Source organism: Rhodoblastus acidophilus (assembly GCF_009720655.1).
GTDB classification, from domain to species: domain Bacteria; phylum Pseudomonadota; class Alphaproteobacteria; order Rhizobiales; family Beijerinckiaceae; genus Rhodoblastus; species Rhodoblastus acidophilus_A.
This window is the reverse complement of record NZ_WNKS01000005.1, coordinates 22,176-48,459: the sequence shown is the minus strand read 5'-3', so window position 1 is coordinate 48,459 and position 26,284 is coordinate 22,176. Positions and strand designations below refer to the sequence as shown.

Sequence of the window (26,284 nt, the reverse complement as noted above, 5' to 3'; positions counted from 1 at the left end):
TTACTCTCCTGTTTCTTCGATTTTTGCGATTTTGGCGCGCGCGGCTTTTCGCGCGCGCAGGGACAAAGCGGACTCGGCGAGTCCGCACGCGACAAGCGCGATGAGCAGCGGCGGCGCGACGGCGACGCCGACCAGGGTCACGGCATAGACCGACGCCAGAATGGCGCCGCGCTGGCTGTGACCGCGCGTGAGGGCGTGGGCGGCGGCCAGCCCTTGCAGGGCGAGCGCCACGCCGGCGCTCGCGGCGAAGGCGCCGGCGAACACCGCGACGGATTCGCCGGCAAAGCAGAGGCCGACGGCGAGAAGGAAAGCCAGGCCCAGGCCGCGCGGCAGCACGGTCATCTCCGGAAGCGGCGGCCAGGGGCGGTCGAGCCGCCCCGAAATGTCGATGGCGCGGGCGGCGAGCCAGAGATTGAAGGTCAGCAGCAGGGTCTGGGAGGCCGCGACGGCGCCCGGAAAGCTGAGCACGATGATCTTTTTCGCCTGCGCCAGATCGAGGTCGGGCGCGACCTTGGCGAGCTTTTGCAGCGTCGGGTCGAGCGCGGGGCCATATTCGGCCAGCGCCGCGTCGAGCGCCGCGTGAAAACCGCCTTCGCTCCAGATCAGCGCGCCGGTCAGCGTCCAGGCGGCGCAGGCGGACACCAGCACGGCGCCGGCGAGCAGCACGCCCGGCGACAAATGATAGGCGAGCAATTTTGTCGACGAGCCGGACGCGTCGTCGGGCGTTTGCAGCCGATAGGTCCAGCCCGCCAGCAGGCCCAGCAGGAAACCGGGAACGCCGAAGCCGAGGAAGAACGCGATTCCGAGAAGGGGTTCGCCGGCATAGGCCAGGAACAGCGCGCCGGCGCCGGCGCCGGCGAGGGAGGCGAGGGCGGAGAAGCCGATGGCCCCGATCAGCAGCGGCAGGATGCAGACATAGGCCAGCGCCATGGCGAGCCCGGTCCCCCGCGTCGAGGCGGCGAACAGCAGGGCGCTGGCAAGGCCGGCGCCGAAGCCGACCAGGCGGTCGGACCAGTCTGTCGGAGGATTGTTGTCGTTCATGCCTGCGCTGTCCCGGATGTCCCGGTTAGAGGCGGGTCGAGTCCGCCCCAGCTATCAGGCGCCGGATTGTCCGGCGTCTGAATGATTTCGTGGACCGCCCTCGTGGTTCGAGACGGCGCTGCGCGCCTCCTCACCATGAGGGCTAATGATGAAACCGAACCCTCATCCTGAGGAGCGCCCCGGCAGGGGCGCGTCTCGAAGGATGATCCAGAGGGCTCAGACGATCACGTAGGGCAGCAATCCCAAAAAGCGGGCGCGCTTGATGGCCTGGGCCAGTTCGCGCTGCTTCTTGGCGGAAACCGCGGTGATGCGCGAGGGCACGATCTTGCCGCGCTCGGAAATGTAGCGCGACAGCAGACGGGTGTCCTTGTAGTCGATCTTCGGCGCGTTCGGGCCCGAGAACGGGCAGGTCTTGCGGCGGCGGAAGAAGGGGCGGCGAGCGCCGGCGGCGGCGGTGGACATCAGAAAGCTCCTCCCTCGGTGGCGTCTTCACGGCGCGGGCGCGGGGCGCGGCCGCTGGGCAGACGGGGGCCGCGATCCGGGCGATCGCCGCGCTCGCGGCTCTCGTCGTCGTCACGCTTGCGCAGCATGGCGGACGGGCCGTCTTCCAGCGCCTCGACGCGGATGGTCAGGTGACGCAGCACGTCTTCGTTGATCGACCACTGGCGCTCGGCTTCCGCCAGAGCGGCGGGGGGCGCGTCGACGTTGATCAGGGTGAAGTGCGCCTTGCGGTTCTTCTTGATGCGATAGGCCAGGGACTTCACGCCCCAGTATTCGACCTTGCCGACGGTTCCGCCAAGGCTGGCGATGGTGGCCTTGAACTGCTCGTTGAGGGCCTCGACCTGCTGGGCGGTGAGATCCTGGCGAGCAAGGTAGATGTGCTCGTAAAGAGCCATTTGGGATACCTTTCTCTGTTTCTACCCCGGCGCGGAGCCCTTCGAGCCCGGAGAAAGGCCCGACAGACTTAGCAAATCGAAGGCGGGAACACGGGAAGTCGGCAAATCCCTGATTGAGACAAGCCAGCCGAAATCGGCCCTCCGTTCAGCCCCCGGCCGGAGCATGAAGCGGCGCTTATAGGGGAAATCTCGGCGATTGCAAGCGCGGGGCGGTCTTTTTGGCGGCTGATGCGGGGTTGCCCCGAGCGGCGCGCCGACCTCGGCGACGGCGGCTGGGGTTTTTTTCCCTCTGTTTCAGGTCCTTGCCGCACAGCGTGGCGAACGGGCCAATGGCGACGCTTAAGTAATTGTGGCGCCATTACGTAGAACCGCTGAGATGAAAAGGCAACAGTGCTATCAATAATGATTTCAGGCGCTTGCGGAATCGTCAATCCTGAGGTTAGGTCAAAGTATAGAACGCGTAACCACCGCATTCTTAACGAGCTTCAGGAAGGGTTTCCCATGAGAAAAGTTCTTCTCTCTACCGTCGCCTTGATGGCGATGGCCGGTTCGGCTTTCGCCGCCGATCTGCCTTCGATCAAGGCTCCGCCGCCGGTCTATGTGCCGCCGCCGCCCGTCTTCAGCTGGACGGGCTTTTATATCGGTGTCGAAGGCGGCGGCGACTTCCGCAACTTCCACGACAATTGGACCGGCAACGGCATTTACAAGGACGCCGGCCTGATCGGCGGCGTGCTTGGCTACAACTGGCAGTTCAACCAGTTCGTCGTCGGTCTCGAAGGCGACGCCGCGGCCGTGCTCGGCGGCGATCAGGCCTACACCTACAATGGCAACCTGATCTACAACAACACGCTCAACAGCACCTACGCCGCCGCCATTCGCGGCCGCCTCGGCATGGCGGTCTGGGATCGCGCGCTGCTTTACGTGGCGGGCGGCGTCGCCTTCGGCGATGTGAAGGTCGGATACAACAACGGCATCCTGCTTCCGGCGTCGTACACCACCTCGCGCACCGGTTGGACCATCGGCGCCGGCGTCGATTACGCCTTCACCCCGAACTGGATCACCCGCATCGAATATCGCTATGTCGATCTCGGCTCCGGCGGCTATTACAACTACGGCGAATTCGTGCACGACGGCGTCAACGTGACCTCGAACCAGGTCATGGGCGCCATCATGTACAAGTTCGGCGGGCCGGTGGCGGAGCCGGTCGTCGCCAGATACTGAGCCTGCCCCGGCGCTCCGGTCCCCGCGAGCGGGGCGCCGATCTTGTTTGCGAAACGCCCGACTTCAACCCGGCCCTTGCGGCCGGGCTTTTCCATTGCCGTTCATGCGGTTTTCTTTTCGCCCGGGCGCTTGGCGCTCGTCCTGTCGGCGATCTCCTTGAGCAGCATCACGCCGATCTCCCGCGCCGGCGCCGGCCTGCTGAAGTAATAGCCCTGGGCGCCCGACACCCCGAGCGCGCGCAGGGCGGAGAGCTGTTGCTCCGTCTCGACGCCCTCCGCCACCACGGTCATGTTCAGGTCGGCGCCAATGGCGTTGACGGCGCGAATGATGCTCACCGCTTTGGAATTGCGCGCGGAGGTCATGTCGCGAATGAAACTCTGGTCGACCTTCACCTTGTCGAAGTTGAAATCGTTGAGATAGCTCAGCGAGGAATAGCCGGTGCCGAAATCGTCGAGCGCGATATGGACGCCGAGCGCGTTCAGGCGATTGAGTTTTTCCAGGACCGCCGCGTGATTGCCGATCAGGATGGATTCGGTGATCTCCAGCTCCAGGCGGTCCGGGGCGAGGCCGGTCCGCTCCAGCGCGCCGCGCACGGTCGCCTCGAGGTCGCCGCCCTCGAACTGCAACGCCGACAGGTTGACGGCGATGCGCACATGGGCGGGCCAGGCGAGGGCGTCGCGGCAGGCGTTTTCCAGCACGAAGGCGCCGATCTCGATGATCGCGCCGATTTCTTCGGCGATGGGAATGAATTCGGCCGGCGAGACCGAGCCGAATTCCGGATGGGTCCAGCGCAGCAGCGCCTCGACGGCCATCACCCGCCCGCCGTCGATGTCGACGATGGGCTGGTAGGCCAGGGTGAGCTGGTTGTGGCCGAGCGCGTCGCGGAGGGCGGCGCCCAGCCGGCGTCGGCGGCGCACGGAGAGCGCCATGTCCTCGACGAAGAATTTGATGGCCCCGCGGCCGGACGCCTTGGCGTCGTAAAGCGCCATGTCGGCGGCCTTGAGCAGGGTCGCGGCCTTGCCGTCAGGGGCGTCGTCGGGAAAGACCGCCGCGCCGACGCTGGCGCCGATGCGGACGGCCTTGCCCTCGATTTTGCAGGGGGCGCTGAGCGCGCGCACCAGCGCGGTCCCGATCTTGACCACGGTTTCGCGCCGCGCGGCTTCGAGCAGCACGACGAATTCGTCGCCGCCGAACCGCGCGACGAATCCCCTGGCGCCGATCACGTCGCGCATGCGCGACGCCGCCTGGGTGAGGAGGAGGTCGCCGACGTGATGGCCATGGGCGTCGTTGACCTCCTTGAAGCGGTCGAGGTCGATGGACAGCAGCGAAAATCCGTCGCCGCCGGCCGCCGACGCAATGGTCTTGTCGAGCATTTCGGCGAGGAAGGCGCGATTGGCGAGGCCGGTGACCGGATCGAACCGCGCCATGCGCTGGATGTTCTGCTCGGCTTCGTGCTCGGCGGTGACGTCGGCGACGGTGATCACCGCGCCCTGCGCCACGATTTGGCGGGAGAAGGCGAGGATGCGGCCGTCCGTCAGGCGCCATTGCCCCTCCGAGCCGCCCTCGCCATCGAAGAATTCGGTCAGCGCCGCCCGCGCGCGGTCGCCGTTCAGGGTCGGCGCGATCAGCGCGCCGACCAGCCGGCGGACGCTCAGGCCGACCGGCGTCGCCGGGAGACCGAACATTTCGGCGAAGATCCGGTTCGACACCTGCACCCGCTTGCCGTCGTCAATCATCAGCAGGCCGCGCGCCATATTGTTCAGCGCCGTGTCGAGCTTTTGCGCGACATCCTCGGCGCGGCGGCGGGCCAGCAGCATCGACACCATCGTGCCGTGCAGCGAGCGCGTGGTGTCGCGCAAGTGGCGAAACAGCGCCAGGCTCATCATGATGCCCAGATAGGCGTTGGCGCCGCCGGTGACCAGCATGGCCGCGCAGAAGCCGACGTTGATCACGCTGGTCTGGAGGACGACGGCGCGCGGCGACCCGCAGGCGCGCGCGGGCGCGCTGACCAGGAAGATCAGCACGCCGGCGATGGTGAGCAGCCGAAACGGCTCGCCGCTGGGCAGCACCAGAACCAGCCCTTGCAACAGCGTCAGCGCCGCGCCGAACAGGCCGACGGCCGCGACATAACGCATCTCCTCGGCCTCGACCATCTCCGCCGTCGCCAGCGCGTCGGCGCCCTTGGCGCTGATCGTCCGCCAGCAGGAGATTTCCACTGTGGCCCGAAAGACGCTCGCCGCCATCAGGAGCCCGCTGCTCAAGCTGATGGCGAGGTCGTCGGCGCGGATCATCATGAAGGCGCCGAGCACCGTATAGGCGAACACATTGGCCGCGTTGCGCGCGGCGCCCTCGAACAGCGAGACGATCAGCGCCCGATAGACGGGCAGGGGCAAATCCCTGTCTCTTTTGGCGCTGCTGGAAAAGCTGAAGAAGGCGCTCATGCGGAATCCGGATGCTCTTCGCGCCAGCGGCGCTGCGAAGCTTCTGACATGAAGCGAAACAGGCGGGAGACCCCCGGAGCGGCGGCGATCCTCATGATTGCGCGACGCTCTCGCGCGAGCTTGCCCGCGACAGGTGAAGATTGGGTGTACGCGATTGCATCAACGTCCCGCCTCCGCCTCCCGCCGCGCGAGGCGCGCGGCGCCGCTTCTCGCGCCTCGTTCTCGCGCGATCCCAGCGCCCTTGCGTCAATCCGGCTCGGGTCCCGCGCCTTGACAGGCTGGCCAGCGGGCGCCAAATGCCCGCGTTCCCGGATTCCTCAGGAGTCGTCGATGTCCGTCGCATTCGTGTTTCCCGGCCAGGGGTCCCAGGCCATCGGCATGGGCAAGGCCCTGTTCGAAACCTTCGCCGCCTCCCGCGCGGTGTTCGAGGCGGTGGACGAGGCGCTGGGCGAAAAGCTTTCGGCGCTGGTGTTCGAGGGCGATGCGGCGCAATTGCAATTAACTGCAAATGCGCAGCCGGCGCTGATGGCGGTGAGCCTCGCCGCCCTGCGCGCGCTCGAAAGCGAGAAGGGGGTGAGCCTCGCCCGGGACGCCAAATATGTCGCGGGGCATTCGCTGGGCGAATATTCCGCGCTCGCCGCCGCCGGCGCGCTGAACATCGCCGACGCCGCGCGCCTGCTGCGCCTGCGCGGCTCCGCCATGCAGAAAGCCGTGCCGGTGGGCGAGGGCGCCATGGCGGCGCTGCTCGGCGCCGAGCCCGAGCAGGCCGAAACCATTTCGGGCGAGGCCAAGGCGGCGACCGGCGAACTGTGCCAGGTCGCCAACGACAATGGCGGCGGCCAGATCGTCGTGTCCGGCGCGAAAAAGGCGGTGGAGGCGGCCATCGAGATCGCCAAGGCGCATGGAATCAAGCGCGCCATGCTGCTGCCGGTGTCCGCGCCCTTCCATTGCGCCCTGATGCAGCCGGCCGCCGAGGCCATGCAGGCGGCGCTGGCCGAGACGGTCATTCAAAAACCCGTGGTCGAAGTGGTCGCCAATGTCACGGCGGCGCCGGTTTCCGACCCTGACGAGATCAGAAAACTGCTGGTCGCCCAGGTCTGCGGCGCGGTGCGCTGGCGCGAATGCATGGGTTTCATGCACAAGGCGGGCGTGGACCTGTTCGTGGAAGTGGGCGCCGGCAAGGTTTTGGCTGGTCTGGTCAAGCGCACCGCGGAAGGCGCGCGCGCGCTCAATGTCGGCGTTCCCGCCGAGGTCGAGAATTTCAGCCTGTCCTAAGGTTTCGGGAGTTTTTCATGTTCGACCTGAATCATCGCGTGGCGCTGGTCACCGGAGCCTCCGGCGGTCTCGGCGCATCCATCGCCCGCGCTTTGCACAAGCAGGGCGCCAAGGTCGTGCTGTCGGGCACCCGTCGCGAGGCGCTCGATGCGCTGGCGGCCGAACTCGGTGAGCGCGCCTTCGTCGTCCCCTGCAACCTTTCCGACGCGGCGGCGGTGGAAAAGCTGGTTCCTGAGGCGGAAGCCCTCGCCGGGCCGCTCGACATTCTCGTCAACAACGCCGGCGTCACCCGCGACGGCCTGTTCATGCGCATGAAGGACGAGGACTGGAGCACGGTGCTCACCGTGAACCTCGAGTCGGCCTTCCGCCTCGCCCGCGCCGCGGTGAAGGGCATGATGAAGCGCCGCCACGGCCGCATCATCAACATCACGTCCGTGGTGGGCGTCACCGGCAATCCCGGACAGGCGAACTATTGCGCCTCGAAAGCCGGCCTGATCGGCATGAGCAAGGCGCTGGCCGCCGAGATCGCGGCGCGCGGAATCACCGTGAATTGCGTGGCCCCCGGCTTCATCGCCAGCCCGATGACCGACGTCCTCAACGACAAGCAGAAGGAGTCCATCCTTGGCGCGATTCCCAGGGGCGAAATGGGCAAGGGCGACGACATCGCCGCAGCCTGCGTCTATCTGGCCAGCGAAGAGGCCGGTTACGTCACGGGACAGACCCTGCATGTGAACGGCGGAATGGCAATGATTTAAAAGACTTACGGTGCGGTTGGGTCTGCGGCTTCAAAAGGGTGAATGGGCCTCGCAATCGCAACGGAAGTATGTTAGCAAGCCTCGGTTTGTGCGTTCCAGCGTGAAACCGCGTCCAGCCCGGAAATGCTCGGCCGCAAAGATCTCGTCCACGGAATTCGCGTCCAAGGACCCGTCCAGCGCCTGGGTGAACCCGGGCGCCCCTATCAGAGTACAACAGGGAAGCAAAAAATGAGCGATGTCGCCGAGCGCGTGAAAAAGATTGTCATCGAGCACCTCGGCGTCGACGCCGACAAGGTGGTCGACAGCGCGAATTTCATCGACGATCTGGGCGCGGATTCGCTCGACACCGTCGAACTCGTGATGGCCTTCGAGGAAGAATTCGGCGTGGAAATCCCCGACGAATCCGCCGAGGGCATCGTGACCGTCGGCGATGCGGTGAAGTTTTTGGAAAAGGCCACCGCCAAGGCCTGATCGGGGAACGCCTCGCAGCATTTGCGCGCGCGACGGATCAACCCCGCTCGCGCGCGATCGGCGTTTTGCTGCAATTTGAAGGGCCGCACTCGTTCCGTAGGTATGAAGGCCACACGCCACGCCTACGTTAGTTTAGCTGTAAACAGTGCAGCGGTCAACGGTTCGGCTGCCGTCAGTTTGATCGTGGCGGATGAAAGAATTCCGAGGGAGCAATGCGCAGGGTCGTCGTTACCGGATTGGGCATGGTGTCGCCGTTGGCCTGCGGCGTGGAGCAAAGCTGGAAACGTCTGCTCGCCGGCGAGAGCGGCGCGGCGCGGATCGAAGGGTTCGAGGCCTCGGACCTCGCCTGCCAGGTCGCCATGCAGGTGCCGCGCCCCGGCCGCGCCAAGGGCGAGGGCCACGAGGATTCCTTCGACGCCGACGCGTGGATGGAGCCCAAGGAGCAGCGCAAGGTCGATGATTTCATCATCTTCGGCGTCGCCGCCGCCCGCCAGGCGCTGAAAGACGCTGACTGGGCGCCCAAGACCTATCAGGACCAGATCGAGACCGGCGTGCTGATCGGCTCCGGCATCGGCGGTCTGGGCGGCATCAACGAAACCTCGCTGTTGCTGCAGGAGAAGGGGCCGCGCCGCGTCTCCCCGTTCTTCGTGCCGGGACGCCTGATCAATCTGATCGGCGGTCACGTCTCCATCGAACACCAGCTCAAAGGCCCGAATCACGCGGTGGTCACGGCCTGCTCGACCGGCACCCACGCCATCGGCGACGCCGCGCGGCTGATCATGCTCGGCGATGCGGAAGTGATGGTGGCGGGCGGCGCCGAATCGGCGCTCAACCGCATCGGCATCGCCGGTTTCTGCGCCTGCAAGGCGCTCGCCACCGCTTTCAACGACAATCCGAAAGCCGCCTCGCGCCCCTATGACCGCGACCGCGACGGTTTTGTCATGGGCGAAGGCGCCGGCTGCGTGGTCCTCGAGGAACTCGAACACGCCAAGCGGCGCGGCGCCAAAATCTACGCCGAAGTGACCGGCTACGGCATGTCCGGCGACGCCTATCACATCACCGCGCCCTCCGAGGACGGCGATGGCGCCTTCCGTTGCATGCAAGCCGCCCTCAAGCGCGCGGGGATCAAGCCTTCGGACATCGATTACGTCAACGCCCATGGCACCTCGACCATGGCTGACGGCATCGAACTGCGGGCGGTGGAGCGCGTGCTGGGCGACGCCGCGTCGGGGGTCTCCATGTCCTCGACCAAAAGCTCGGTCGGCCATCTGCTCGGCGCCGCCGGCGCGGTCGAGGCGATTTTCTCCGTGTTGGCGATTCGCGACCAGATCGCCCCGGCGACGCTCAACCTCGACAATCCCGCCTTCGAGACCGCGATCGACCTCGTTCCGCACAATCCGCGCAAGCGCAAGATCGATGTCGCCCTGTCGAATTCCTTCGGCTTCGGCGGAACCAACGCCACGCTGGTTCTGCGGCGATACGAGGCCTGAGAGGCTTTCTCGTTTTCGCCACATTAACCGACGACTGTGCTATGATGCCAAAGGCGGTTTTCCCGCCTGAGCCTTTCCCGGCGAACCGGAACTCCGGTTCGCCGGGAAAGGCGGCAAGCGTGGTTTGCGGCAAGCGTGTCGATGAGCGAGAATGACCCCATGAGCGACGACAGGCAAACCGGCGGCGTGTTGAGCCGCTTTTCCCGTCGCGGCTCCGATGAGGCGCGACGGACCGCGCGGAGCCAGACGCCCGATGCGGCGCCGCCGCCGCTGCCCAAGCGAAGAAAACGCCCCGGCCTGCTCGCGGCCATTTCCGGCGTGCTGACGTTCTTGCTGGTCGCCGCCGTGGTCGCCGGTCTCGGCGTCGTCATGGCCACCCGCAGCGCACGGCTGCCGGGGCCGCTCGCCGCCGACAAGACCGTGGTGATTCCGCCGGGGTCCGACGCCGACGACATTTCCCAGATCCTGGTCGACCAGGGCGTGATCGACAGCCGGCTGTCCTTCGCCGTCGCCATGTTCGTCGAGGGCCTGCGCGGCAAGCTCAAGGCCGGCGAATATCTGTTCAAGCAGAACGCCTCCTTGCAGGAGGTGATCGATGAAATCGTTCAGGGCCGCGCCATCCTGCATGCGGTGACGATCCCCGAGGGCCTCACCAGCCGCCAGATCGTGGAAAAACTGCGCGAGGACCAGTCGCTGGCCGGCGACATCCGGGAAATCCCGCGCGAAGGCGCGCTGCTGCCGGAAACCTACAAGTTCCAGCGCGGCGACAGCCGCGACAAGCTGCTGCAAAAAATGGCGCGCGACCAGAAGGCGCTGGTGGACGAGATCTGGCGGCGGCGCAGCCCCGACCTGACGCTGTCTTCGCCGACCGAAATGGTGACGCTCGCCTCGATCGTCGAGAAGGAGACGGGAAAGGCCGACGAGCGGCCGCACGTGGCTTCGGTGTTCCTGAACCGGCTGAAGAAGCGCATGCGCCTGCAATCCGATCCGACCGTGGTCTATGGGCTCGCGCCCGGACAGCCTTATCTCGGCCATTCGCTGACCCGCGACGACCTGGAATCGCGCACCCCCTACAACACCTATGTCATCGACGGTCTGCCGCCCGGACCGATCGCCAATCCCGGCCGCGCGGCGCTGGAGGCGGTCGCCAATCCCTCGCGCACCGCGGACCTCTATTTCGTCGCCGACGGAACCGGCGGCCACGTATTCTCCGAGACGCTGGACGCGCACAACAAGAATGTGCAGCGCTGGCGGCAGCTGGACCCGGCGAAGAAACGCGACAATCGCAGCCTGCTGATGCGTTCGCCGTTCGGCGCCCCGCCCGTCGGGCCGGTCGAGGCGGCGCGATGGACGCCGAGCCTGAAGCGCGAGGCCGGCGCCCTCGTCCGTCTGGCGCCTGGCCTTCCGGATTGCCCGCCCGCGCCTGCGCGCATCGCCGATTACGAACCGGCGCGCGGCGCGGCGCCGCAATTGGCCGGCGACGTGCTGGCGGACACGCCGATGGGCGGCGTGACCAAAGCGGAAAACCTGCTCGATGGGCCGTCAGACGATATGGCTTCGCCTCCGGCGCGCGCGACCGCCAATATGCTCGACGGACCGGCGGAGCCGGTGGACTCCTCGGCGATGGCCTATGCGGGCGAGCCTGCGCCCGGCAAGATGGCGCCCAATGGCAAGCCGCGCATCTATGACGCCTCAGCCGGCACGGCGCTCGATCCGCTGCTCGACAAAACTTGGGATCTCAACAGCGCCAAGACCGTGGACATCAGCCCGGCCACGGGCAAGAAGGGCAAGTGATCGGTCAGGCTTGACCGGCAGCGGGGTTTATTTCGCCGCCGTCCTGCATTATGGCAGGTGCGGACCCCAACAACCCCGGACGCGCCATGACCCTCGCCAGCATGACCGGCTTCGCCCGCCAATCCGGCGCCGCCGCCCCTTTCCGCTGGACTTGGGAAATCAAGACCGTCAATTCCAAGGGACTCGATCTGCGTCTGCGGCTGCCGCCGGGGTTCGATGCGCTCGATCTGCCGGCGCGCGCCGCCATCTCCAAGGCTTTGACGCGCGGCGCCTGCCAGATCAATCTCTCGGTGGTCCGCGAAAGCGTCGCCAGCGCGCCGCGCATCAACCGCGAATTGCTGTCGCACCTGTTGGAGCTGGCGGCGACCCTGCCGCGCGGCGACAATGTCGGACCCGCGACCCTCGACGGGCTCCTGGCCGTGCGCGGCGTGGTCGAGACCGGCGAGGACGAGGACGAATCGGCTGTGGCCGCCGCGCAGCCGGCGATTCTGAAGAGCCTCGACAAGGCGCTCGCCGATCTCGTCGCCATGCGCGCCGCCGAGGGCGCGGCGCTGCACAAGATCTTTTCGACCAGGCTCGACGCCATCCAGCGGCTCACCGCCGCCGCCGACGCCTGTCCGGCGCGAAAGCCTGACGCCGTGCGCGAGCGGTTGCGGGCGGCGCTGGCGCAATTGAGCGACCTCGGCCGATTCGACGAGGCGCGGCTGCACCAGGAAGCGATCCTGCTCGCCGCCAAGGCCGACATCCGCGAGGAGCTGGACCGGCTCTACTCGCACGTCGCCGCCGCGCGCAAGCTTTTGGCGGATGGCGGCGCCATCGGCCGCCGCCTGGACTTTCTGGCCCAGGAATTCGGTCGGGAAACCAACACGCTCTGCGCCAAGTCGAACGATTCCGCGCTGACCGCCATCGGCCTCGACCTCAAGGTGGAGGTGGAGCAATTGCGCGAACAGGCGCAGAATATCGAGTGATGACCATGGACCACCGCCGCGGCCTGATGCTGATCCTGTCCTCGCCCTCGGGGGCGGGCAAGACCACCTTGACCCGCATGCTGCTGCAACAGCCGGACCTCGACCTAAAGCTGTCGATTTCGGTGACGACGCGCAAACGCCGCAGCAGCGAGGCCGACGGCATCCATTACCATTTCATCGACCAGGAGGCGTTCTTTCGCCTGCGCGACTCCGGCGACCTGCTGGAGCAGGCCGAGGTCCACGGCAATTTCTACGGCACCCCGCGCAAATGGGTGGAGGAGCGGCTGTCGCAGGGGCGCGACGTGCTGTTCGACATCGACTACCAGGGCGCACGCCAGGTTCGCGAAAAGGCGCCGCGCGACGTGGTCACCATTTTCATTCTGCCGCCGTCGATGCGGGAGTTGCGCGCGCGGCTGGAGCGCCGCGCCGAGGACAGTTCGGAGACGATTGAAAAACGCCTCGCCGCCGCCCGCAACGAGATCGACCGCTGGACGGACTACGATTACGTGCTGGTGAACGAGGACATCCAGACGACGTTTGACGATCTCACCGCGATCGTGCGCGCCGAGCGTCTGCGCCGTCCGCGCATCGCCGCCGGGATGGGCGAGTTTGTCGCGGGGCTGTTGGCGGAAGAGGGATAAACGTCAAAAGTGAAAATGGAATCGGGGGCTTGACAAAACAGTTCTTTTGTTCTTGTTATGTTCCACGTGAAACATTTCAGGGTGAAGGCGCTGATTCAAAAAGGAAGTTTTTAGTCCCACCGCATGCCCGGTCCGCGCCCTCGCCGCCACAACCGCAAGGTTGTCCAGGCTAAAACCGACGTGTTTTGACCGACTTTTTGCACGAAATTACAAAAAATCGCGCAATTTCGATCACTTTTTGCGTTCTTGTCTCAACCTGAGATAGAAAATCGCGAAAATCCTCCGCCGCGCGCCGCTCCAGGCCATACCAAAAAGCGTCACAATGCAGACCTGCGCCACAGGGAGCCCTCATGCTGAGGAGCCGCCGACAGGCGGCGTCTCGAAGCACGAGGGCGCGCCACGGCGGCCTCAAGCTCTCATACGATTTCCGAACGATCAGTTCGGAAATCGTATTCCGTTCGCGCGGAAATCCGCCCTTCGCTTGGAGGATTTCCGCGCGATTTCGTTTTCGCGGATCGCGAAGCGATCTTGCGGAAACCGTATCAATGCAAAATCCTCTGCAAAAACGCCTTTGTCCGCTCATGCCGGGGGGCGCCGAAAAATGGTTCGGGCGCGGCGATCTCGACAATCTGCCCCTGATCCAAAAACACCACGCGATCCGCGACCTGCCGGGCAAACCCCATTTCGTGCGTCACCGCCAGCATGGTCATGCCTTCGCGCGCCAGCTCCACCATGCAGTCCAGCACCTCCTGCACCATTTCCGGGTCGAGCGCGGAGGTGGGTTCGTCGAACAGCATGATTTTCGGCTTCATGCACAGCGCGCGGGCGATGGCGACGCGCTGCTGCTGTCCCCCCGACAATTGGCTCGGGAATTTGTGCGCATGTTCGGCGATGCGCACCCGCTCCAGATAGGTCAGCGCGAGATCGCGCGCCTCCGCAGCCGCGGTCTTGCGCACCTGCACGGGCGCCAGCGTGCAATTGTCGAGCACGGACAGGTGCGGAAACAGGTTGAACTGCTGGAACACCATGCCGATCTCGCGCCGAACCTCCTCGATGGATTTGACGTCGTCGGTCAGCTCCACGCCGTCGATGACGATGTGTCCGGCCTGATGGGTTTCGAGACGGTTGAGGCAGCGGATCAGGGTGGATTTGCCGGAGCCCGAGGGCCCGCACAGGACCAGCTTTTCGCCGGGCGCGACCTCAAGATCGATGTCGCGCAGCACGTGGGTGGCGCCGTACCATTTGTTCACGCCCACCATGCGAATCGCTTTTTCGGGTTGCGTCATGCCGAACTCCCTTCATTCGAGCGTAAAACACTTTGGCCGCCGCTCCAATCGGCGAGGCGCGCTCCCTCTCCCCGCGCGCGGGGAGAGGGTTGGGGTGAGGGGGACTCTCCGGTTGCGCGATGAGCGGCGGCGCGTGTCCCTCACCCCGCAAGCAGCGCGGGGAGACGCTCGGCGAGCGGTCGCATCATGACCGACTTCGTCCAAATTTCCTGCGGCGACGCCATTGCGCGCGTAAACCTGCGCGGCGCCGAACTCAAGTCCTGGGTTGTGGGCGGCGACGACCTGCTGTGGCCCGGCGATCCCGCGAGCTGGCCCGACTCGGCGCCGCTGCTGTTTCCGGTGGTGGGCTGGACCCGCGACGGGATTCGCGTGGACGGGCGGCGCTACCCCCTGGGCCTGCACGGTTTTATCCGTCATCAAATTTTTGCTGTTGTGGCCGCCGCGCCCGACCGGGTCACGCTCGCGACCAGCGCCGATGCGCAAACGAAAACCCTGTTCCCGTTCAACTTTCACATGAACATCGAATATCAAATCACAACCAATAAGTTGCGTCAGGTTTTGCATGTCGTGAACGAGGGCTCTCGGCCCATGCCCTATGCCGTGGGATTGCATCCCGGCTTTCGCTGGCCGCTGCCCGGCGCCACCCGCGCGCACGCCGTCATTTTCGATTCGGTGGAAGCAGCCGAGGTTCCGGTGATCGCCCCCGGCGGCCTGTTTTCGCAAGAGAAGCGCGCCGTTCCGCTGCACGGCCGCCGCCTCGATCTGACCCCAAATTTGTTCAGCGAAGCCCTGTGCTTCCTTGACGCCAACAGCCGAGGGCTGGACTTTTGCAGCGACGAAAAAGTCTTGCGCATGACGCTCGACAATTTTCGCCACATCGCGCTCTGGAGCCTGCCGGGCGCAAAATTCCTTTGCCTCGAGGCCTGGACGGGCCATGGCGACCCCGTCGGCTTTGATGGCGACCTTAGCGAAAAGCCGTCGATGCGCCTGCTCGTACCCGGAGAAAAGGCCCGGCACGCCGCCACATTTTCTTGGCGGGCCCCCTAAAACTCTGTAGGACACCGGCATGGTCTCGTTTTCCGCCGGGCGCAACATCGTCCTGTTCCTGCTGATGCGGGGGCTCGGCGCCTTTTCCGCGCAAATGCTCGATGTCGCCATCGGCTGGCACGTTTACGCGCGCACCGGAAGCGCTCTGAGCCTCGGTCTGGTCGGCCTTGCGCAATTCCTGCCGCTGGTGCTGCTGCTGCGCTGGAGCGGCCCCGCCGCCGATCGCTACGACCGCCGAAAAATTTCGGCGCTGGCCGCGCTCGGGCAGGGCGGGGCGTCGCTGGCCATTTTCCTGATCGCGATTTTCGACGCGCCGATTCCCTGGATTTACCTCGCCCTGTTCGCGCTCGGCTCGGCGCGCGCCTTTTCCGGTCCGGCCAATTCGTCGCTGCTGCCGCAAATCGTCGACGCCGCGCATTTTCCGCGCGCCGTCGCGCTGTCGACCACCATGTTCCAGGCGGCGACCATCGCCGGCCCGGCTTTGGGCGGGATTTTTTACGCGCTCGGCTCCGAAAAGATCTTTTTCGCTTGCGCGCTGCTCGCCGCCGCCGCCGCCCCGATTGCCTTCAAAATCGTGCTTCCGAACGCCCCCGCCGCGATTGCCCCGACCGGCGAAAAAAACGCGCTCGACGGCTTGCGCTACATCTGGTCGAACAAGGTGCTGCTCGGTTCGATCTCGCTCGATTTGTTCGCCGTGCTGTTTGGCGGCGTGACGGCGCTGCTGCCGATCTATTGCCACGACATTTTGCACGTCGGTCCCGAAGGTCTTGGTTTTTTGCGCGCGGCGCCGGCTGTGGGCGCGATCGCCGTCAGCGTGCTGCTGTCGGTCTTTCCGCTGCGTCGGCATGTCGGCGCCAAAATGTTCGCCGCCGTCGCGGCTTACGGGGTTGCGACTCTGGTGTTCGCGCTCTCCCAAAACTTTTGGCTGTCGGCCGCCGCGCTGGCGTCTCTGGGCGCCTTTGACGTGGTGAGCATGGTGGTGCGGCAAACCCTGTCGCAGATCGCCACGCCCGATCCTATGCGCGGCAGGGTTTCGGCGGTGAACTTCCTGTTCATCGGCGCTTCCAACCAATTGGGCGAATTCGAATCCGGCGTGGCGGCGGCCCTGCTCGGCGCGGTCGGCGCGGCTCTGTTCGGAGGCGTCGCCGCCGTGGTCGTCGTCGGCGTCTGGGCGGTCCTGTTCCCGGAATTGCGGCGCGCCGATACATTCCACCCCATCGAGGAGAAAACATGAGCGAAATCATCAAACCCTCGGGAAAAAAGGCCCTGCTCATCGACGGCAAGGCGGCCTCCGCCGCCGTTTTGGCGCGGGTCGCGGCTGAAGCGGCGCTGCTGGCGAAAAATCCCGGCCTCGCCGTCGTGCTGGTCGGCGAGGACCCGGCCAGCCAGGTCTATGTGAAATCCAAGGGCAAGGCGGCCAAGGAATGCGGATTTCATAGCGTCCAGCACGACCTCCCGGCGACCACCAGCGAAGCCGAACTGATCGCGCTGGTGAAGGCGCTGAACGCCGATCCGGCGATTCACGGCATTCTCGTGCAATTGCCGCTGCCCAAGGGCATCGATTCGAGCAAGGTTTTGGAGACCATCGCGCCGGAGAAGGATGTCGACGGGTTCCACCCCGTGAACGTCGGGCTGCTGGCGACCGGCCTGACCGATCGCGCCCTGGTTCCCTGCACGCCGGCGGGGGCGATGCTGCTGATCGAGGAAGCGGCGAAGGCGCTCGGCCGGGACATTTCGGGCGCCGAGGCCGTGATCGTCGGCCGCTCCAACATTGTTGGGAAACCGATGGCGCAATTGCTGCTGAGCCGCAACGCCACGGTCACGGTGGCGCATTCGCGCACAAAGGACCTGCCGGCGGTGGCGCGCCGCGCCGACATTTTGGTCGCGGCGGTCGGCCGCCCCGAAATGATCCGCGGCGACTGGATCAAGCCGGGCGCGCTGGTGATCGATGTCGGCATCAACCGGGTTCCCGCCGAGGGGCTGAACGCTCAGGGCCAGCCCAAGACTCGGCTGGTTGGCGACGTCGCCTTGCAGGAGGCGCTTGAGGTCGCGGGCGCGATCACCCCGGTTCCCGGCGGCGTGGGGCCGATGACCATTGCGCTGTTGATGTCGAACACGTTGCGGGCGGCGAAACGGGCGGGGTAGCCGCAGTCGGGGACTGGATCGAATTGCGCCCAGTCCTCCTGGCGAAGTCAAGGTTTTGGGCTGCGCAATTCGGTCCTGTCCCCCGCGCCGCTCTTGGCCCCGGGTCGGGGACAGGAACGCATCGCGCCCGCCGTTTCGTCTCAAGCGGGAAGCAGCGGGAGCGCTATGCGATCCAGTCCCCTTCGATTCCCGCTAGTCGCCGATCTGCACGTAGGTCACCTTGCCGTCGGGCCCTTTGCGCCATTCATAGACCGTGTAATCGGCGCGGGTGACGTCGCCCTTGGCGTCGAAAGCGAGGTCGCCGATCACGCTCTGGAATGGTCCGGCTTCGCGCAAAGCCTTGGCGACGGCGGTGGGGTCGGTGGATTTCGCCTTCTCGATCGCCTGCTTCAACACCTGCACGGTCGCGTAGGAATAAAGCGTGTAAGTCTCGGGGTTGTAGCCCTTGGATTCAAACGCCTTGACCACGGCGGCGGCCTCCGGGCGCTTGCGCGGGTCCGGCGGGAAGGTCATCAGCGAGCCCTCGACGCCCGGACCGGCGATGGAGGCGAATTCCTGCGAGGCGATGCCGTCGCCGCCCATGATGATCGCCTTGACCCCCTGGTCGCGCATCTGCCGCACCAGCAGGCCGCCTTCGGTGAAATAGCCGCCGAAGAAGATGATGTCGGCGTCCACCGACTTGATCTTCGAGACCATGGCGGAAAAATCTTTTTCGCCCTTGTTCAGGCCCTCGTACATCACTTCTTTCACGCCGGCTGCGGCAAGCCCTTTTCGCGCTTCGTCGGCGAGGCCCTTTCCGTACGTCGACTTGTCGTGGATGATGGCGATCTTCTTGCCCTTGGCGTGTTCGACTAAAAATTTGGCGGCCACCGCGCCTTGCTGGTCGTCGCGGCCGCAGGTGCGGAACAGCAGGGGATAGCCGCGCTCGGTGATCTGCGGATTGGTGGAGCCGGGCGAGATTTCGAGCACGCCGGCCTCGTTGTAGACGTCGGACGCCGGCATGGTGACGGCCGAATTGAAGTGGCCGACCACAAACGTGACCCCCTCGCCGACGAACTTGTTGGCGACCGAGCGGCCCTGCTTGGAGTCGCCGGCGTCGTCGCCGACAGACAGCTCCAGTTTTTGCCCGAGCACGCCGCCGCTGGCGTTGATGTCGGCGGCGGCCTGCTCCGCGCCATTGCGGATCTGGGCGCCGAAAGCCGCGTCCGATCCGGTGATCGGACTGCCGACGCCGACCTTGATCTGGGCGTAAGCCGAGCTGGCGAGCAAGGCGGCCAGAAGGCCAGCGGCGACGCCGGTCAAAACATGCTTTTTCATGCGGGAACTCCGGGCGGAAATTTCTTTCCGATCTTGCCGTCTGCCCGCACGATTGTCGATAGTCTGGCGTCAGCGATGATGCCCGCCGAAGCCGCCGCCGTGGAAGCCGCCGCCATGAAATCCGCCGCCATGGGCAAGACCGCCGTGGTGGAAGCCGCCATGGCCAAAACCGCCGCCGTGGAAGCCGCCGTGGTGGAATCCTCCGCCGCGCCAACCGCCAAAACGCCGCCCGCCCCATCCGCCGTAATTGGGCCCGCCGCCGTAATAGGGCCCGCCGCCGTAATAGGCCGGGCCGTAATAGCCGTAGTCGGAACAGCCGCCATAAATGCAGGGATTGCTGAGGACGCCGCCGACCACCGCGCCGAACAGCGCCGCGCCGGGATTGTAGCCGTAGTGCCGATGGCGCCAGTGGTGGTGATGCCAATGGTGTCGGCGCCAGTGGCGATGATGACGCCAATGGTGGTGATGCCGCCAGTGGCGGTGGTGATGATGGCCCCAGCCATGACGATAGTGCGTCGCTTCGATCGGCGCGGCCGGGCGTTCGATGGCGGTCGGCGCGATGGGCGCAGCCTCCGCCGGTTGCAGAAAAGCGAGCGGCAGCGCTGCCAGAAGGGTGGTGAAAACGCGCATGGCATTCTCCAATGCTGTTCGTGACTCAAACAAGCGCGGCGGCGCGGTGAAGTTCCGGCGCGGCCGTCAAATTGGCAAGAAACTCAGGCGATCCAGGGATATTGGCGCCGCATCCGCGCGCGATGGGCGACCAGCCACGACAACCCTTGCGCGAAAAGGCTCCAGGCGTAGGCGAGCAGCGCGGCATAGGGGGCGAACAGCGGCTCCTGGAACAGCGACCAATGCAGAAACCGCATCGCCGCCGCCAGGAACAGGCCGTAGAGCAGCAGCAGCGTCGGCGGGCGCCACGCCCGCGCCACGGCGCGGCCGGAGGCGAGGCTGGCGAGACCGCCGAGAACCAGCGTCACGCCGACAAACACGCGCCAGTCGCCGATCCAAAAGTCCGTCAATGCGCGCCCCCCTCGAGATAGGCGGCGCGCACTTTCGGGTCGCGCAGCAGATCGGCGCCGCGTCCGCTCATGGTTACGGCGCCATTGACCAGCACATAGGCCCGATGCGCCAGTTTCAGCGCATGGTGGGCGTCCTGCTCGACCAGGAACACGGACAGGCCTTCCTGCTCGTTGAGCCGCTTCACCGTTTCGAAAATCTGCTTGCACACCAGCGGCGCCAGGCCGAGCGAGGGCTCGTCGAGCAGCAGCAGTTTCGGGTTGCTCATCAGCGCGCGGGCAATGGCCAGCATCTGCTGTTCGCCGCCCGACAGCGTGCCGCCGCGCTGCTTCAGGCGCTCTTTCAGGCGCGGGAAAATGGCGAAGACTTTTTCGAGATTGGCCTCGAAACCGGCGTAACCGGCGACCGCCGCGCCCATTTGCAGGTTTTCGTAGACGGTCATGCGCGAAAAAATGCGCCGGCCTTCCGGCGATTGCGCGATCGACAGCCGCGCGATCTCGTGGGTCGGCATGTGCGTGATGTCCTGCCCGTCGAACAGGATTTTGCCGTCGCGCACGCGCGGGGCGCCGAAGATCGACATCATCAGCGTGGATTTGCCGGCGCCGTTGGAGCCGATCAGCGCGACGATCTCGCCTTTTCCCACTTCGAGATCGACGCCGCGCAGGGCCTGCACCGCGCCGTAGAAGGCGGTGACGCCGGTGATGGAAAGCAGCGCCGTCATGCGCCGCCCCCTGAAAGCACGGCTTCCTCGACCGCTTCTTCCTGCTCCTCGACGCCGAGATAGGCGGCGATCACGGCGGGGTCCTCGCGCACCTCGCGCGGCGAGCCGTCGGCGATTTTTTGCCCATAGTCCAGCACCACCACATGGTCGGAAATGCGCATCACCACGGACATGTCGTGCTCAATCAACAGGATCGAGGTTTCGCCCTGGTCGCGTATGCCGCGCAGGAGTTCCGCCAGCCCATGCGATTCCGCCGCGTTCAGGCCCGCCGCCGGCTCGTCGAGGCAGAGCAGGGCGGGTTTCGTGCACATGGCGCGGGCGATTTCGAGACGGCGCTGGTCGCCATAGGGGAGAGAGCCGGCGGGATCGTCGGCGCGCTTTTTCAGGCCGATGCGGTCGAGCCAGGCCACCGCGCGGTCCACCGCCGCCTGTTCGGCGCGCCGCCAGGAGGGCAGGCCGAGCAGGCCGATGAAGGACAGGCCGGCGGCGCGGGACAGCGCCTCGTCCTGGGCGATCATCAGGTTTTCCAGCGCGCTCATGCCCTGGAACAGCCGAATGTTTTGGAACGTGCGGGCGAGGCGCGCCTTGCGGACGATTTCGTGGTCGGCCATGCGTTCGAGAAGAAAAGTCTCGCCGTCATGCTTGCGCGCCGAGCGGGTCAGCGTCTCGATTTTTTCCGCGTCGAGTTTTTCGGACGAAAAGGCGATGCGGCCGGCGGTCGGCTGGTAAAAACCGGTCAGGCAATTGAACAGGGTGGTTTTGCCGGCGCCGTTGGGGCCGATCAGCGCGGTGATGTCGCCACGCCCGGCGGCGAAGGAGACATCGTTGACCGCGAGCAGCCCGCCGAAGCGCATGGTGAGGTGATCGACGCGCAGGATCGGGTCGTCGAGCCAGTTCATGACGTGGCTCCGAGTTTTATCGTCGGCGCCCGCGTCGACACCAGCCCGCGCGGCCGAAAATTCATCATCGCCACCATGGCGAGGCCGACCAGAAGCATGCGGTATTGCGCGGGATCAAAGTTTTCGCCGAACACGCTTTTGAGGAAGGTGAGTTCGCGCAAAAGTTCGGAGGCGCCCACCAAAAACACGGCCGCGACGGCGACGCCCAATTGCGAGCCGCCGCCGCCGAGCACGACAATGGCGAGAATCAGCGCGCTCTCGGAAAAGGTGAAGGCGGAGGGGGAGACAAAACCCTGGCGCAGCGCGAACAGGCAGCCGGCGATTCCGGCGAAAAAGGCGCCGAGCGCGAAGGCGGTGAGTTTGATGTTGCGGGTGTCGAGGCCGAGCGCGCGGCAGGCGATTTCGTCTTCGCGCAGCGCCTCCCAGGCGCGGCCGAGCGGCAGGCGACGCAGCCGCAGCGACACCAGATTCGCCAGCAGCGCCAGCACAAGAACCAGATAGTAAAGAAAAATCTGTTTTTGGATGCCCTGGAACGGCAGGCCGAAATGAGCCGCAAAACCGCGCGGGCCCGGAATGAAGGGCAGCCCGAAAAAATTCAGGCCGGGGAAGCCGAATAGCCCGGCCTCGCCATGGGTGACCACATCCCAGTTGATGAGGACGATGCGCACGATTTCGGCGAAGGCCAGGGTAACGATGGCGAGATAATCGCCGCGCAGGCGCAGGATCGGAAAACCGATGCAAAACCCCCAAAACGCGGCGAGCAGGCCGCAGACCGGCAGCAGCGCCCAAAAGCCGAGGCCGGTGGCGGGGGCGAGCAGGGCGTAGGCATAGGCGCCCACCGCGTAGAAGGCGGCGTAACCGAGGTCGAGCAGGCCGGCGAGGCCCACCGTGATGTTCAGGCCCCAGCCGAGCAGGACGTAGATGAGGATTTGCACCCCGTAAGTGTCGACCCATTTGAGCGCCGCCTGCGGCCCGAGCAGGGCGACCACGGCCAGGGGGTAGATGGTCAGAAAGACGAGGGCGAGCGGGCCGAGCCACGGCAGCTTGGGCCAATTTTTTTCGCGCGGGGCTTTCGCCTTGGTTTCGTCGCCGCTCCAAAAGGCGAGCAAGAACCGCAGGAGGAAAGCGGCGGCGCAAAACTGCCAAAACAGCGGCCAGCGCGGCTGGAGCGCCAGGAGATTGTTGAAATCGGGCTCGGCGCGATAGGCGATGATGGGAAAGCTCAGGCCCGCCACCACCAGCGTCGCCCAGCCCGCCTCGCGCAAGGCGCGCACAAATCGTTCGGCGGGCATCAGACCTTTTCCACGTCGGGGCGGCCCATCAGGCCGGAGGGCATGAAGATGAGGGTGATCGCCAGCACCGAAAAGGCCGCGACATCCTTGTAGTCGCTGCCGAAATATTGCCCCCACATCGTCTCGATCAGCCCGATCAGCAGGCCGCCGAGCACGGCGCCGGGCAGCGAGCCGATGCCGCCCAGCACGGCGGCCGTAAACGCCTTGACGCCCGGCACAAAACCGTCCGAGCTTTTGACCACGCCATATTGCAGGAGGTAAAGCGAGCCGGCCACCGCCGCCAGCGCCGCGCCGATGACAAAGGTGAGCGCGACGGTGCGGTTGACGTCGACGCCGAGCAAAGCCGCCATTTTGGCGTCCTGCTCGCAGGCGCGTTGCGCGCGGCCCAGCGGGGTTTTTTGCACCACGAACCAGAAGGCGGCGAGCAGCGCGCCGGTCACCGCGACGATCAGGATTTGCTTGTAGGACAGGGTGACGTCATAGGCGCCGCCCGAGGTGATGGCGATCACCTGATCCCACATGGGCGGGATGCTCTTGTTGTTGGGGCCCTGGGTCACGGTGACGAAATTTGCCAGAAAGGTCGACATGCCGATGGCGGAAATCAGCGGCGCGAGGCGGAACGAGCCGCGCAGGCGGCGGTAGGCGACCCGCTCGATGGCGAAATTCCACAGCGCCGTGAGCGCCATGGAGGCGACGAGCGCGACGACGAAGGCGGGCGCGGCGGCGAGCCCGAGCATTTGCGTCAGCAGCAGCAGGAGCAGCAAAGCGATGAAGGCGGAAAGCATGAACACGTCGCCATGGGCGAAGTTGACCATGCCGATAATGCCGAACACCATCGTATAGCCGATGGCGATCAGCCCGTAGATCGAGCCGAGCGTCACGCCATTGATCAGCTGTTGCAGGAAGATTTCCATTGAGTCCGCCGGATTCGCTTGGCTTTGACGCTAGCAATCGGCGGGCCATGCGACAAGTGCGGCGCAGGTTTGCACGCGACGCTTGGTTTGTGTGGCGAATTGAACTAACTTGGGTTGGTCCGATTGGGTCCCTGCATGCGCAAGATCAACATCCACGAAGCCAAAACCCACTTGTCGCGCCTCGTCGAACAGGCCGCGGCGGGAGAGGCTTTTATTATCGCCAAGGCGGGCAAGCCCCTGGTGAAGGTCGTGCCGCTCGGCGCGCCCGAACCGGCGGCTATGCGGCGCACCGGCTTTCTGTCCGGGCAGATTTCGGTTCCCGACGACTTCGACCGGATGGGCCGCGCCGACATCGAACGGCTGTTCGACGGCGAGTCATGAAGCTTCTGCTCGACACCCATCTGCTGCTCTGGGCGGCGGGGGCGCCGGAGCTCATGTCCGATGAAGCGCGGGCGGCGATCGAAGACACCGGCAACACGCTTTGGTTCAGCGCCGCCAGTCTTTGGGAGATCGCCATCAAACGGGGGCTGGGGCGACCGGACTTTCGGGTCGATCCGCGTCTGTTGCGGAAAGGCCTTTTGGAAAACGGCTATGAGGAACTGGCGATCACCGGCGACCATGCCGTGATGCTCGATGGACTGCCGCCGCTGCACAAGGACCCGTTCGACCGAATTCTGGTGGCGCAGGCGATGGCCGAGCGTCTGACGCTGTTGACCAGCGACAGCCTGGTCGCGGCCTATCCTGGCCCGATCCGGAGAGTTTGACACGCCGCTGCAAAATTAGTTCATATTTAAACCAATGGAGGCTGGCGGTCGGGTCGCGCACGCATTATGTTGGAGCCGCCGCGACAACGCGCGGAAAATTTCTGGAAGGGACCATCCATGAGCATTGTCGGAAGCTGGAAACTCACGCTTGAAACGCCCTTCGGCGTGCAGACCCCGACCTTGCGCATCGAGGCGGACGGCGCCGGCGGCCTTGGCTCGCACGCCGGCGAAGTGCCGCTCACCGACCTCCAGATCAGCGGCGATGCCGCCGAATTCCACGCCAAGGTGCCCACCCCCATGGGCAGTTTCAATATCGGCTTCGACGTCAAGGCGAGCGGCGACGCGCTCAGCGGCAAATTCAAGACGCCGCTCGGCTCGACGCCGCTGACCGGCGTGCGCCAGGCCTAGAGCCCGTTCACCGAACGGGCTCTAGTCTTTTGTTTCTACGCGTTTTCTTCACGCGAACCGGTATCCACTTCGCTCGAAAACGCTCTAACCCGCTATTCCTGAGATAAACGCGCCGATGCGGTTGAGCGTCGGCGCGTCCAGCAGCAGCGGCGCGTGGCCCTGGCCGGGCACAACATGCAGTTCACACCTCGGATTGCGTCTGGCCATCTGCTCATGCGCTTTCGGCGACAGCAGGTCCGAGTTCTCGCCGCGCAGCGCCAGAATCGGCGCCTCGATCGCCTCGAACAACGGCCACATGTCGGGCAGGGGGGCGCTGGGATCGAAGGAGTCCAGCGTGCGCGCCAGTTGCGGATCGTAGGACAGCCGCAGGCGCTCCGGCGTGATGTTGAGCGAATTGCTGGCGTAAAAACGCCAGTCCTCGTCTGAAACGGCGGGGAAGCGCGCGCCCATCGCGCGTTTATAATGGGCGATGGCCGCGTCGATGTCGCGCAGCAGCGGCAGCTTGCCGATGTAATTCTTGATGTGGGCGAGGCCCTGCGCCTCAAGCTGCGGGCCGACGTCGTTGAGGACGATCCCGGCGACGCGATGCGGCTGGGCGGCGCTCAGCGTCAGCGCATGCAAGCCGCCGCGCGACAGGCCGATGAAGATCGCCTTCGCAATTTCCAGCGCGTCGAGCACGCGCACGAGGTCGCCGTGCTCGACGGCCATGGTGTAATGGGTCCAGTCGGGGTCCCAGTCGGAGCCGCCGCGCCCGCGATAGTCCATTAAGACGATGCGCCGGCCGCCCGAGCGGTTCAGATGCCGCGCCAGAACGACGAAATCGCGCGCGGGGCGCGACAGGCCGGGCAGGCAGACCACGGGCGTCAGGGCATTGGCCGCGCCCAGCGTCAGGGCGTGAAGCTGCAAGCCGTCGGCGGATGCAATGAAATGGCTGCGCAATTCGCCGTCCACTCAAACCTCCCGTGTCCGGTCGGGCCGAGTATGCGCCCGAAAACGCGAAAGTTTAATCGCGTTGTTTCATCAGCCGGCTTTTTTCGCGATTCCAGTCGCGCTGCTTCTCGGTTTCGCGCTTGTCGTGGACCTGTTTGCCCTTGGCCAGCGCGATTTCGATCTTGGCCCGGCCCTTGTTGTTGAAAAACAGTTTGAGGGGCACGATGGTCATGCCCTCGCGCGCCACGCCCTGCGACAGCTTGGCGATTTCGCGCTGCTTCAACAGCAGCTTGCGATGGCGCTTGGGCTCGTGATTGAAACGGTTGCCCGAATGATATTCGGGAATGTTGGCGTTGATCAGCCAGATCTCGCCGTGGGTGTCCACGCTCGCATAGGACTCGGCGATGGTCGAGCGCCCGGTGCGCAGGCTCTTCACCTCCGTGCCGGTGAGGACAAGCCCCGCCTCGAAAACTTCGCCGATTTCATAGTGGTAGCGGGCCTTGCGGTTGTCGGCCACCACCTTGAAATTGCTGTGGGGTTTCTCTGCCAAT

The 26,284-nt window shown here is 65.6% G+C and carries 28 protein-coding genes; 14 read left to right on the top strand and 14 right to left on the bottom strand.

Annotated elements, in window-relative coordinates; all coding sequences use genetic code 11:
* The 3 genes from GJ654_RS07800 to rpsF form a co-directional block, all read right to left on the bottom strand.
* Entirely contained in the window at positions 1–1,041 is a 1,041-nt protein-coding gene (locus GJ654_RS07800; RefSeq protein ID WP_155445589.1) for a hypothetical protein, read from the bottom strand.
* A 216-nt stretch (positions 1,042–1,257) separates the two neighbouring features.
* The gene (gene rpsR, locus GJ654_RS07795; protein WP_155445588.1) at positions 1,258–1,503 is read right to left on the bottom strand and encodes a 30S ribosomal protein S18; all 246 of its coding nucleotides are present in this window, start codon (positions 1,501–1,503) and stop codon (positions 1,258–1,260) included.
* Positions 1,503–1,937, bottom strand: a complete 435-nt coding sequence (gene rpsF / locus GJ654_RS07790; RefSeq protein ID WP_155445587.1) for a 30S ribosomal protein S6 — start codon at positions 1,935–1,937, stop codon at positions 1,503–1,505. Before rpsF ends, rpsR begins: the two co-directional genes overlap by 1 nt.
* A 501-nt stretch (positions 1,938–2,438) precedes the next feature.
* Here rpsF and GJ654_RS07785 point away from each other — a divergent pair.
* A complete protein-coding gene (locus tag GJ654_RS07785; protein ID WP_196305468.1) occupies positions 2,439–3,158 on the top strand; it encodes an outer membrane protein in 720 nt (239 codons plus the stop codon).
* A 101-nt stretch (positions 3,159–3,259) separates the two neighbouring features.
* Here the strand turns inward: GJ654_RS07785 and GJ654_RS07780 are convergent, their stop codons facing one another.
* Complete coding sequence (locus GJ654_RS07780; protein ID WP_155445585.1) at positions 3,260–5,599, bottom strand: putative bifunctional diguanylate cyclase/phosphodiesterase; 2,340 nt, start codon at positions 5,597–5,599, stop codon at positions 3,260–3,262.
* Positions 5,600–5,929: 330 nt separating this feature from the next.
* On the opposite strand from GJ654_RS07780, the gene fabD reads away from it, so the two are divergent.
* The 7 genes from fabD (at position 5,930) to gmk (ending at position 12,993) form a co-directional block, all read left to right on the top strand.
* Positions 5,930–6,874 (top strand): ACP S-malonyltransferase, encoded by a 945-nt coding sequence (fabD, locus tag GJ654_RS07775; protein ID WP_155445584.1) that lies wholly within the window; start codon positions 5,930–5,932, stop codon positions 6,872–6,874.
* A 17-nt stretch (positions 6,875–6,891) separates the two neighbouring features.
* Positions 6,892–7,629, top strand: a complete 738-nt coding sequence (gene fabG, locus GJ654_RS07770; protein WP_155445583.1) for a 3-oxoacyl-[acyl-carrier-protein] reductase — start codon at positions 6,892–6,894, stop codon at positions 7,627–7,629.
* Positions 7,630–7,857: 228 nt separating this feature from the next.
* Positions 7,858–8,100, top strand: coding sequence for an acyl carrier protein (locus GJ654_RS07765; protein ID WP_088520584.1), 243 nt, complete (start codon positions 7,858–7,860; stop codon positions 8,098–8,100).
* Positions 8,101–8,312: 212 nt separating this feature from the next.
* A complete protein-coding gene (fabF, locus tag GJ654_RS07760) occupies positions 8,313–9,590 on the top strand; it encodes a beta-ketoacyl-ACP synthase II (protein ID WP_155445582.1) in 1,278 nt (425 codons plus the stop codon).
* A 159-nt stretch (positions 9,591–9,749) separates the two neighbouring features.
* Positions 9,750–11,384 (top strand): endolytic transglycosylase MltG, encoded by a 1,635-nt coding sequence (mltG, locus tag GJ654_RS07755; RefSeq protein WP_155445581.1) that lies wholly within the window; start codon positions 9,750–9,752, stop codon positions 11,382–11,384.
* A gap of 86 nt (positions 11,385–11,470) precedes the next feature.
* A complete protein-coding gene (locus GJ654_RS07750) occupies positions 11,471–12,352 on the top strand; it encodes a YicC/YloC family endoribonuclease (protein ID WP_155445580.1) in 882 nt (293 codons plus the stop codon).
* Positions 12,352–12,993: a guanylate kinase gene (gmk, locus tag GJ654_RS07745; RefSeq protein ID WP_246664656.1), complete on the top strand. Its 642-nt coding sequence runs from the start codon at positions 12,352–12,354 to the stop codon at positions 12,991–12,993. The genes GJ654_RS07750 and gmk overlap by 1 nt, the downstream gene beginning before the upstream one ends.
* A gap of 542 nt (positions 12,994–13,535) precedes the next feature.
* On the opposite strand, the gene GJ654_RS07740 is transcribed toward gmk, so the two are convergent.
* Positions 13,536–14,279 (bottom strand): amino acid ABC transporter ATP-binding protein, encoded by a 744-nt coding sequence (locus tag GJ654_RS07740; RefSeq protein WP_155445579.1) that lies wholly within the window; start codon positions 14,277–14,279, stop codon positions 13,536–13,538.
* Positions 14,280–14,465: 186 nt separating this feature from the next.
* On the opposite strand from GJ654_RS07740, the gene GJ654_RS07735 reads away from it, so the two are divergent.
* Genes GJ654_RS07735 through GJ654_RS07725 form a run of 3 tightly spaced genes read left to right on the top strand, consistent with a single transcriptional unit; the run spans position 14,466 to position 17,471 of the window.
* On the top strand, positions 14,466–15,326 hold the full coding sequence (locus tag GJ654_RS07735) for an aldose 1-epimerase family protein (protein WP_155445578.1): 861 nt from the start codon (positions 14,466–14,468) through the stop codon (positions 15,324–15,326).
* A 19-nt stretch (positions 15,327–15,345) separates the two neighbouring features.
* Positions 15,346–16,560, top strand: coding sequence for an MFS transporter (locus GJ654_RS07730; protein ID WP_155445577.1), 1,215 nt, complete (start codon positions 15,346–15,348; stop codon positions 16,558–16,560).
* Positions 16,557–17,471, top strand: a complete 915-nt coding sequence (locus GJ654_RS07725; protein ID WP_155445576.1) for a bifunctional 5,10-methylenetetrahydrofolate dehydrogenase/5,10-methenyltetrahydrofolate cyclohydrolase — start codon at positions 16,557–16,559, stop codon at positions 17,469–17,471. Before GJ654_RS07730 ends, GJ654_RS07725 begins: the two co-directional genes overlap by 4 nt.
* Positions 17,472–17,663: 192 nt before the next feature.
* On the opposite strand, the gene GJ654_RS07720 is transcribed toward GJ654_RS07725, so the two are convergent.
* The 7 genes from GJ654_RS07720 to GJ654_RS07685 all read right to left on the bottom strand — a co-directional run bounded on the left by GJ654_RS07720 (position 17,664) and on the right by GJ654_RS07685 (position 23,631).
* Positions 17,664–18,788 carry a branched-chain amino acid ABC transporter substrate-binding protein gene (locus GJ654_RS07720; protein WP_155445575.1) on the bottom strand — a complete coding sequence of 375 codons (1,125 nt, stop codon included), beginning with the start codon at positions 18,786–18,788 and terminating at the stop codon, positions 17,664–17,666.
* Between the two features lie 69 nt (positions 18,789–18,857).
* Positions 18,858–19,418, bottom strand: coding sequence for a hypothetical protein (locus GJ654_RS20760; protein ID WP_196305467.1), 561 nt, complete (start codon positions 19,416–19,418; stop codon positions 18,858–18,860).
* Positions 19,419–19,501: 83 nt separating this feature from the next.
* Entirely contained in the window at positions 19,502–19,807 is a 306-nt protein-coding gene (locus GJ654_RS07705) for a DUF6867 family protein (RefSeq protein ID WP_155445574.1), read from the bottom strand.
* Positions 19,804–20,526 carry an ABC transporter ATP-binding protein gene (locus GJ654_RS07700; protein WP_155445573.1) on the bottom strand — a complete coding sequence of 241 codons (723 nt, stop codon included), beginning with the start codon at positions 20,524–20,526 and terminating at the stop codon, positions 19,804–19,806. The genes GJ654_RS07705 and GJ654_RS07700 overlap by 4 nt, the downstream gene beginning before the upstream one ends.
* Positions 20,523–21,425, bottom strand: coding sequence for an ABC transporter ATP-binding protein (locus tag GJ654_RS07695; protein WP_155445572.1), 903 nt, complete (start codon positions 21,423–21,425; stop codon positions 20,523–20,525). The genes GJ654_RS07700 and GJ654_RS07695 overlap by 4 nt, the downstream gene beginning before the upstream one ends.
* Positions 21,422–22,717: a high-affinity branched-chain amino acid ABC transporter permease LivM gene (gene livM, locus GJ654_RS07690; protein ID WP_155445571.1), complete on the bottom strand. Its 1,296-nt coding sequence runs from the start codon at positions 22,715–22,717 to the stop codon at positions 21,422–21,424. The genes GJ654_RS07695 and livM overlap by 4 nt, the downstream gene beginning before the upstream one ends.
* Positions 22,717–23,631: a branched-chain amino acid ABC transporter permease gene (locus tag GJ654_RS07685; protein ID WP_155445570.1), complete on the bottom strand. Its 915-nt coding sequence runs from the start codon at positions 23,629–23,631 to the stop codon at positions 22,717–22,719. Before GJ654_RS07685 ends, livM begins: the two co-directional genes overlap by 1 nt.
* A 135-nt stretch (positions 23,632–23,766) precedes the next feature.
* Here GJ654_RS07685 and GJ654_RS07680 point away from each other — a divergent pair, with 135 nt between their 5' ends.
* The 3 genes from GJ654_RS07680 to GJ654_RS07670 all read left to right on the top strand — a co-directional run bounded on the left by GJ654_RS07680 (position 23,767) and on the right by GJ654_RS07670 (position 24,803).
* Complete coding sequence (locus tag GJ654_RS07680; RefSeq protein ID WP_155445569.1) at positions 23,767–24,012, top strand: type II toxin-antitoxin system Phd/YefM family antitoxin; 246 nt, start codon at positions 23,767–23,769, stop codon at positions 24,010–24,012.
* Positions 24,009–24,395, top strand: coding sequence for a type II toxin-antitoxin system VapC family toxin (locus GJ654_RS07675; protein ID WP_155445568.1), 387 nt, complete (start codon positions 24,009–24,011; stop codon positions 24,393–24,395). The genes GJ654_RS07680 and GJ654_RS07675 overlap by 4 nt, the downstream gene beginning before the upstream one ends.
* Positions 24,396–24,512: 117 nt before the next feature.
* Entirely contained in the window at positions 24,513–24,803 is a 291-nt protein-coding gene (locus GJ654_RS07670) for a hypothetical protein (RefSeq protein ID WP_155445567.1), read from the top strand.
* 84 nt (positions 24,804–24,887) lie between these two features.
* On the opposite strand, the gene GJ654_RS07665 is transcribed toward GJ654_RS07670, so the two are convergent.
* Positions 24,888–25,754 (bottom strand): alpha/beta fold hydrolase, encoded by an 867-nt coding sequence (locus GJ654_RS07665; protein WP_155445566.1) that lies wholly within the window; start codon positions 25,752–25,754, stop codon positions 24,888–24,890.
* A 52-nt stretch (positions 25,755–25,806) separates the two neighbouring features.
* Positions 25,807–26,283, bottom strand: coding sequence for an SsrA-binding protein SmpB (gene smpB, locus GJ654_RS07660; RefSeq protein WP_155445565.1), 477 nt, complete (start codon positions 26,281–26,283; stop codon positions 25,807–25,809).
* Between the last annotated feature and the right edge of the window lies 1 nt (position 26,284).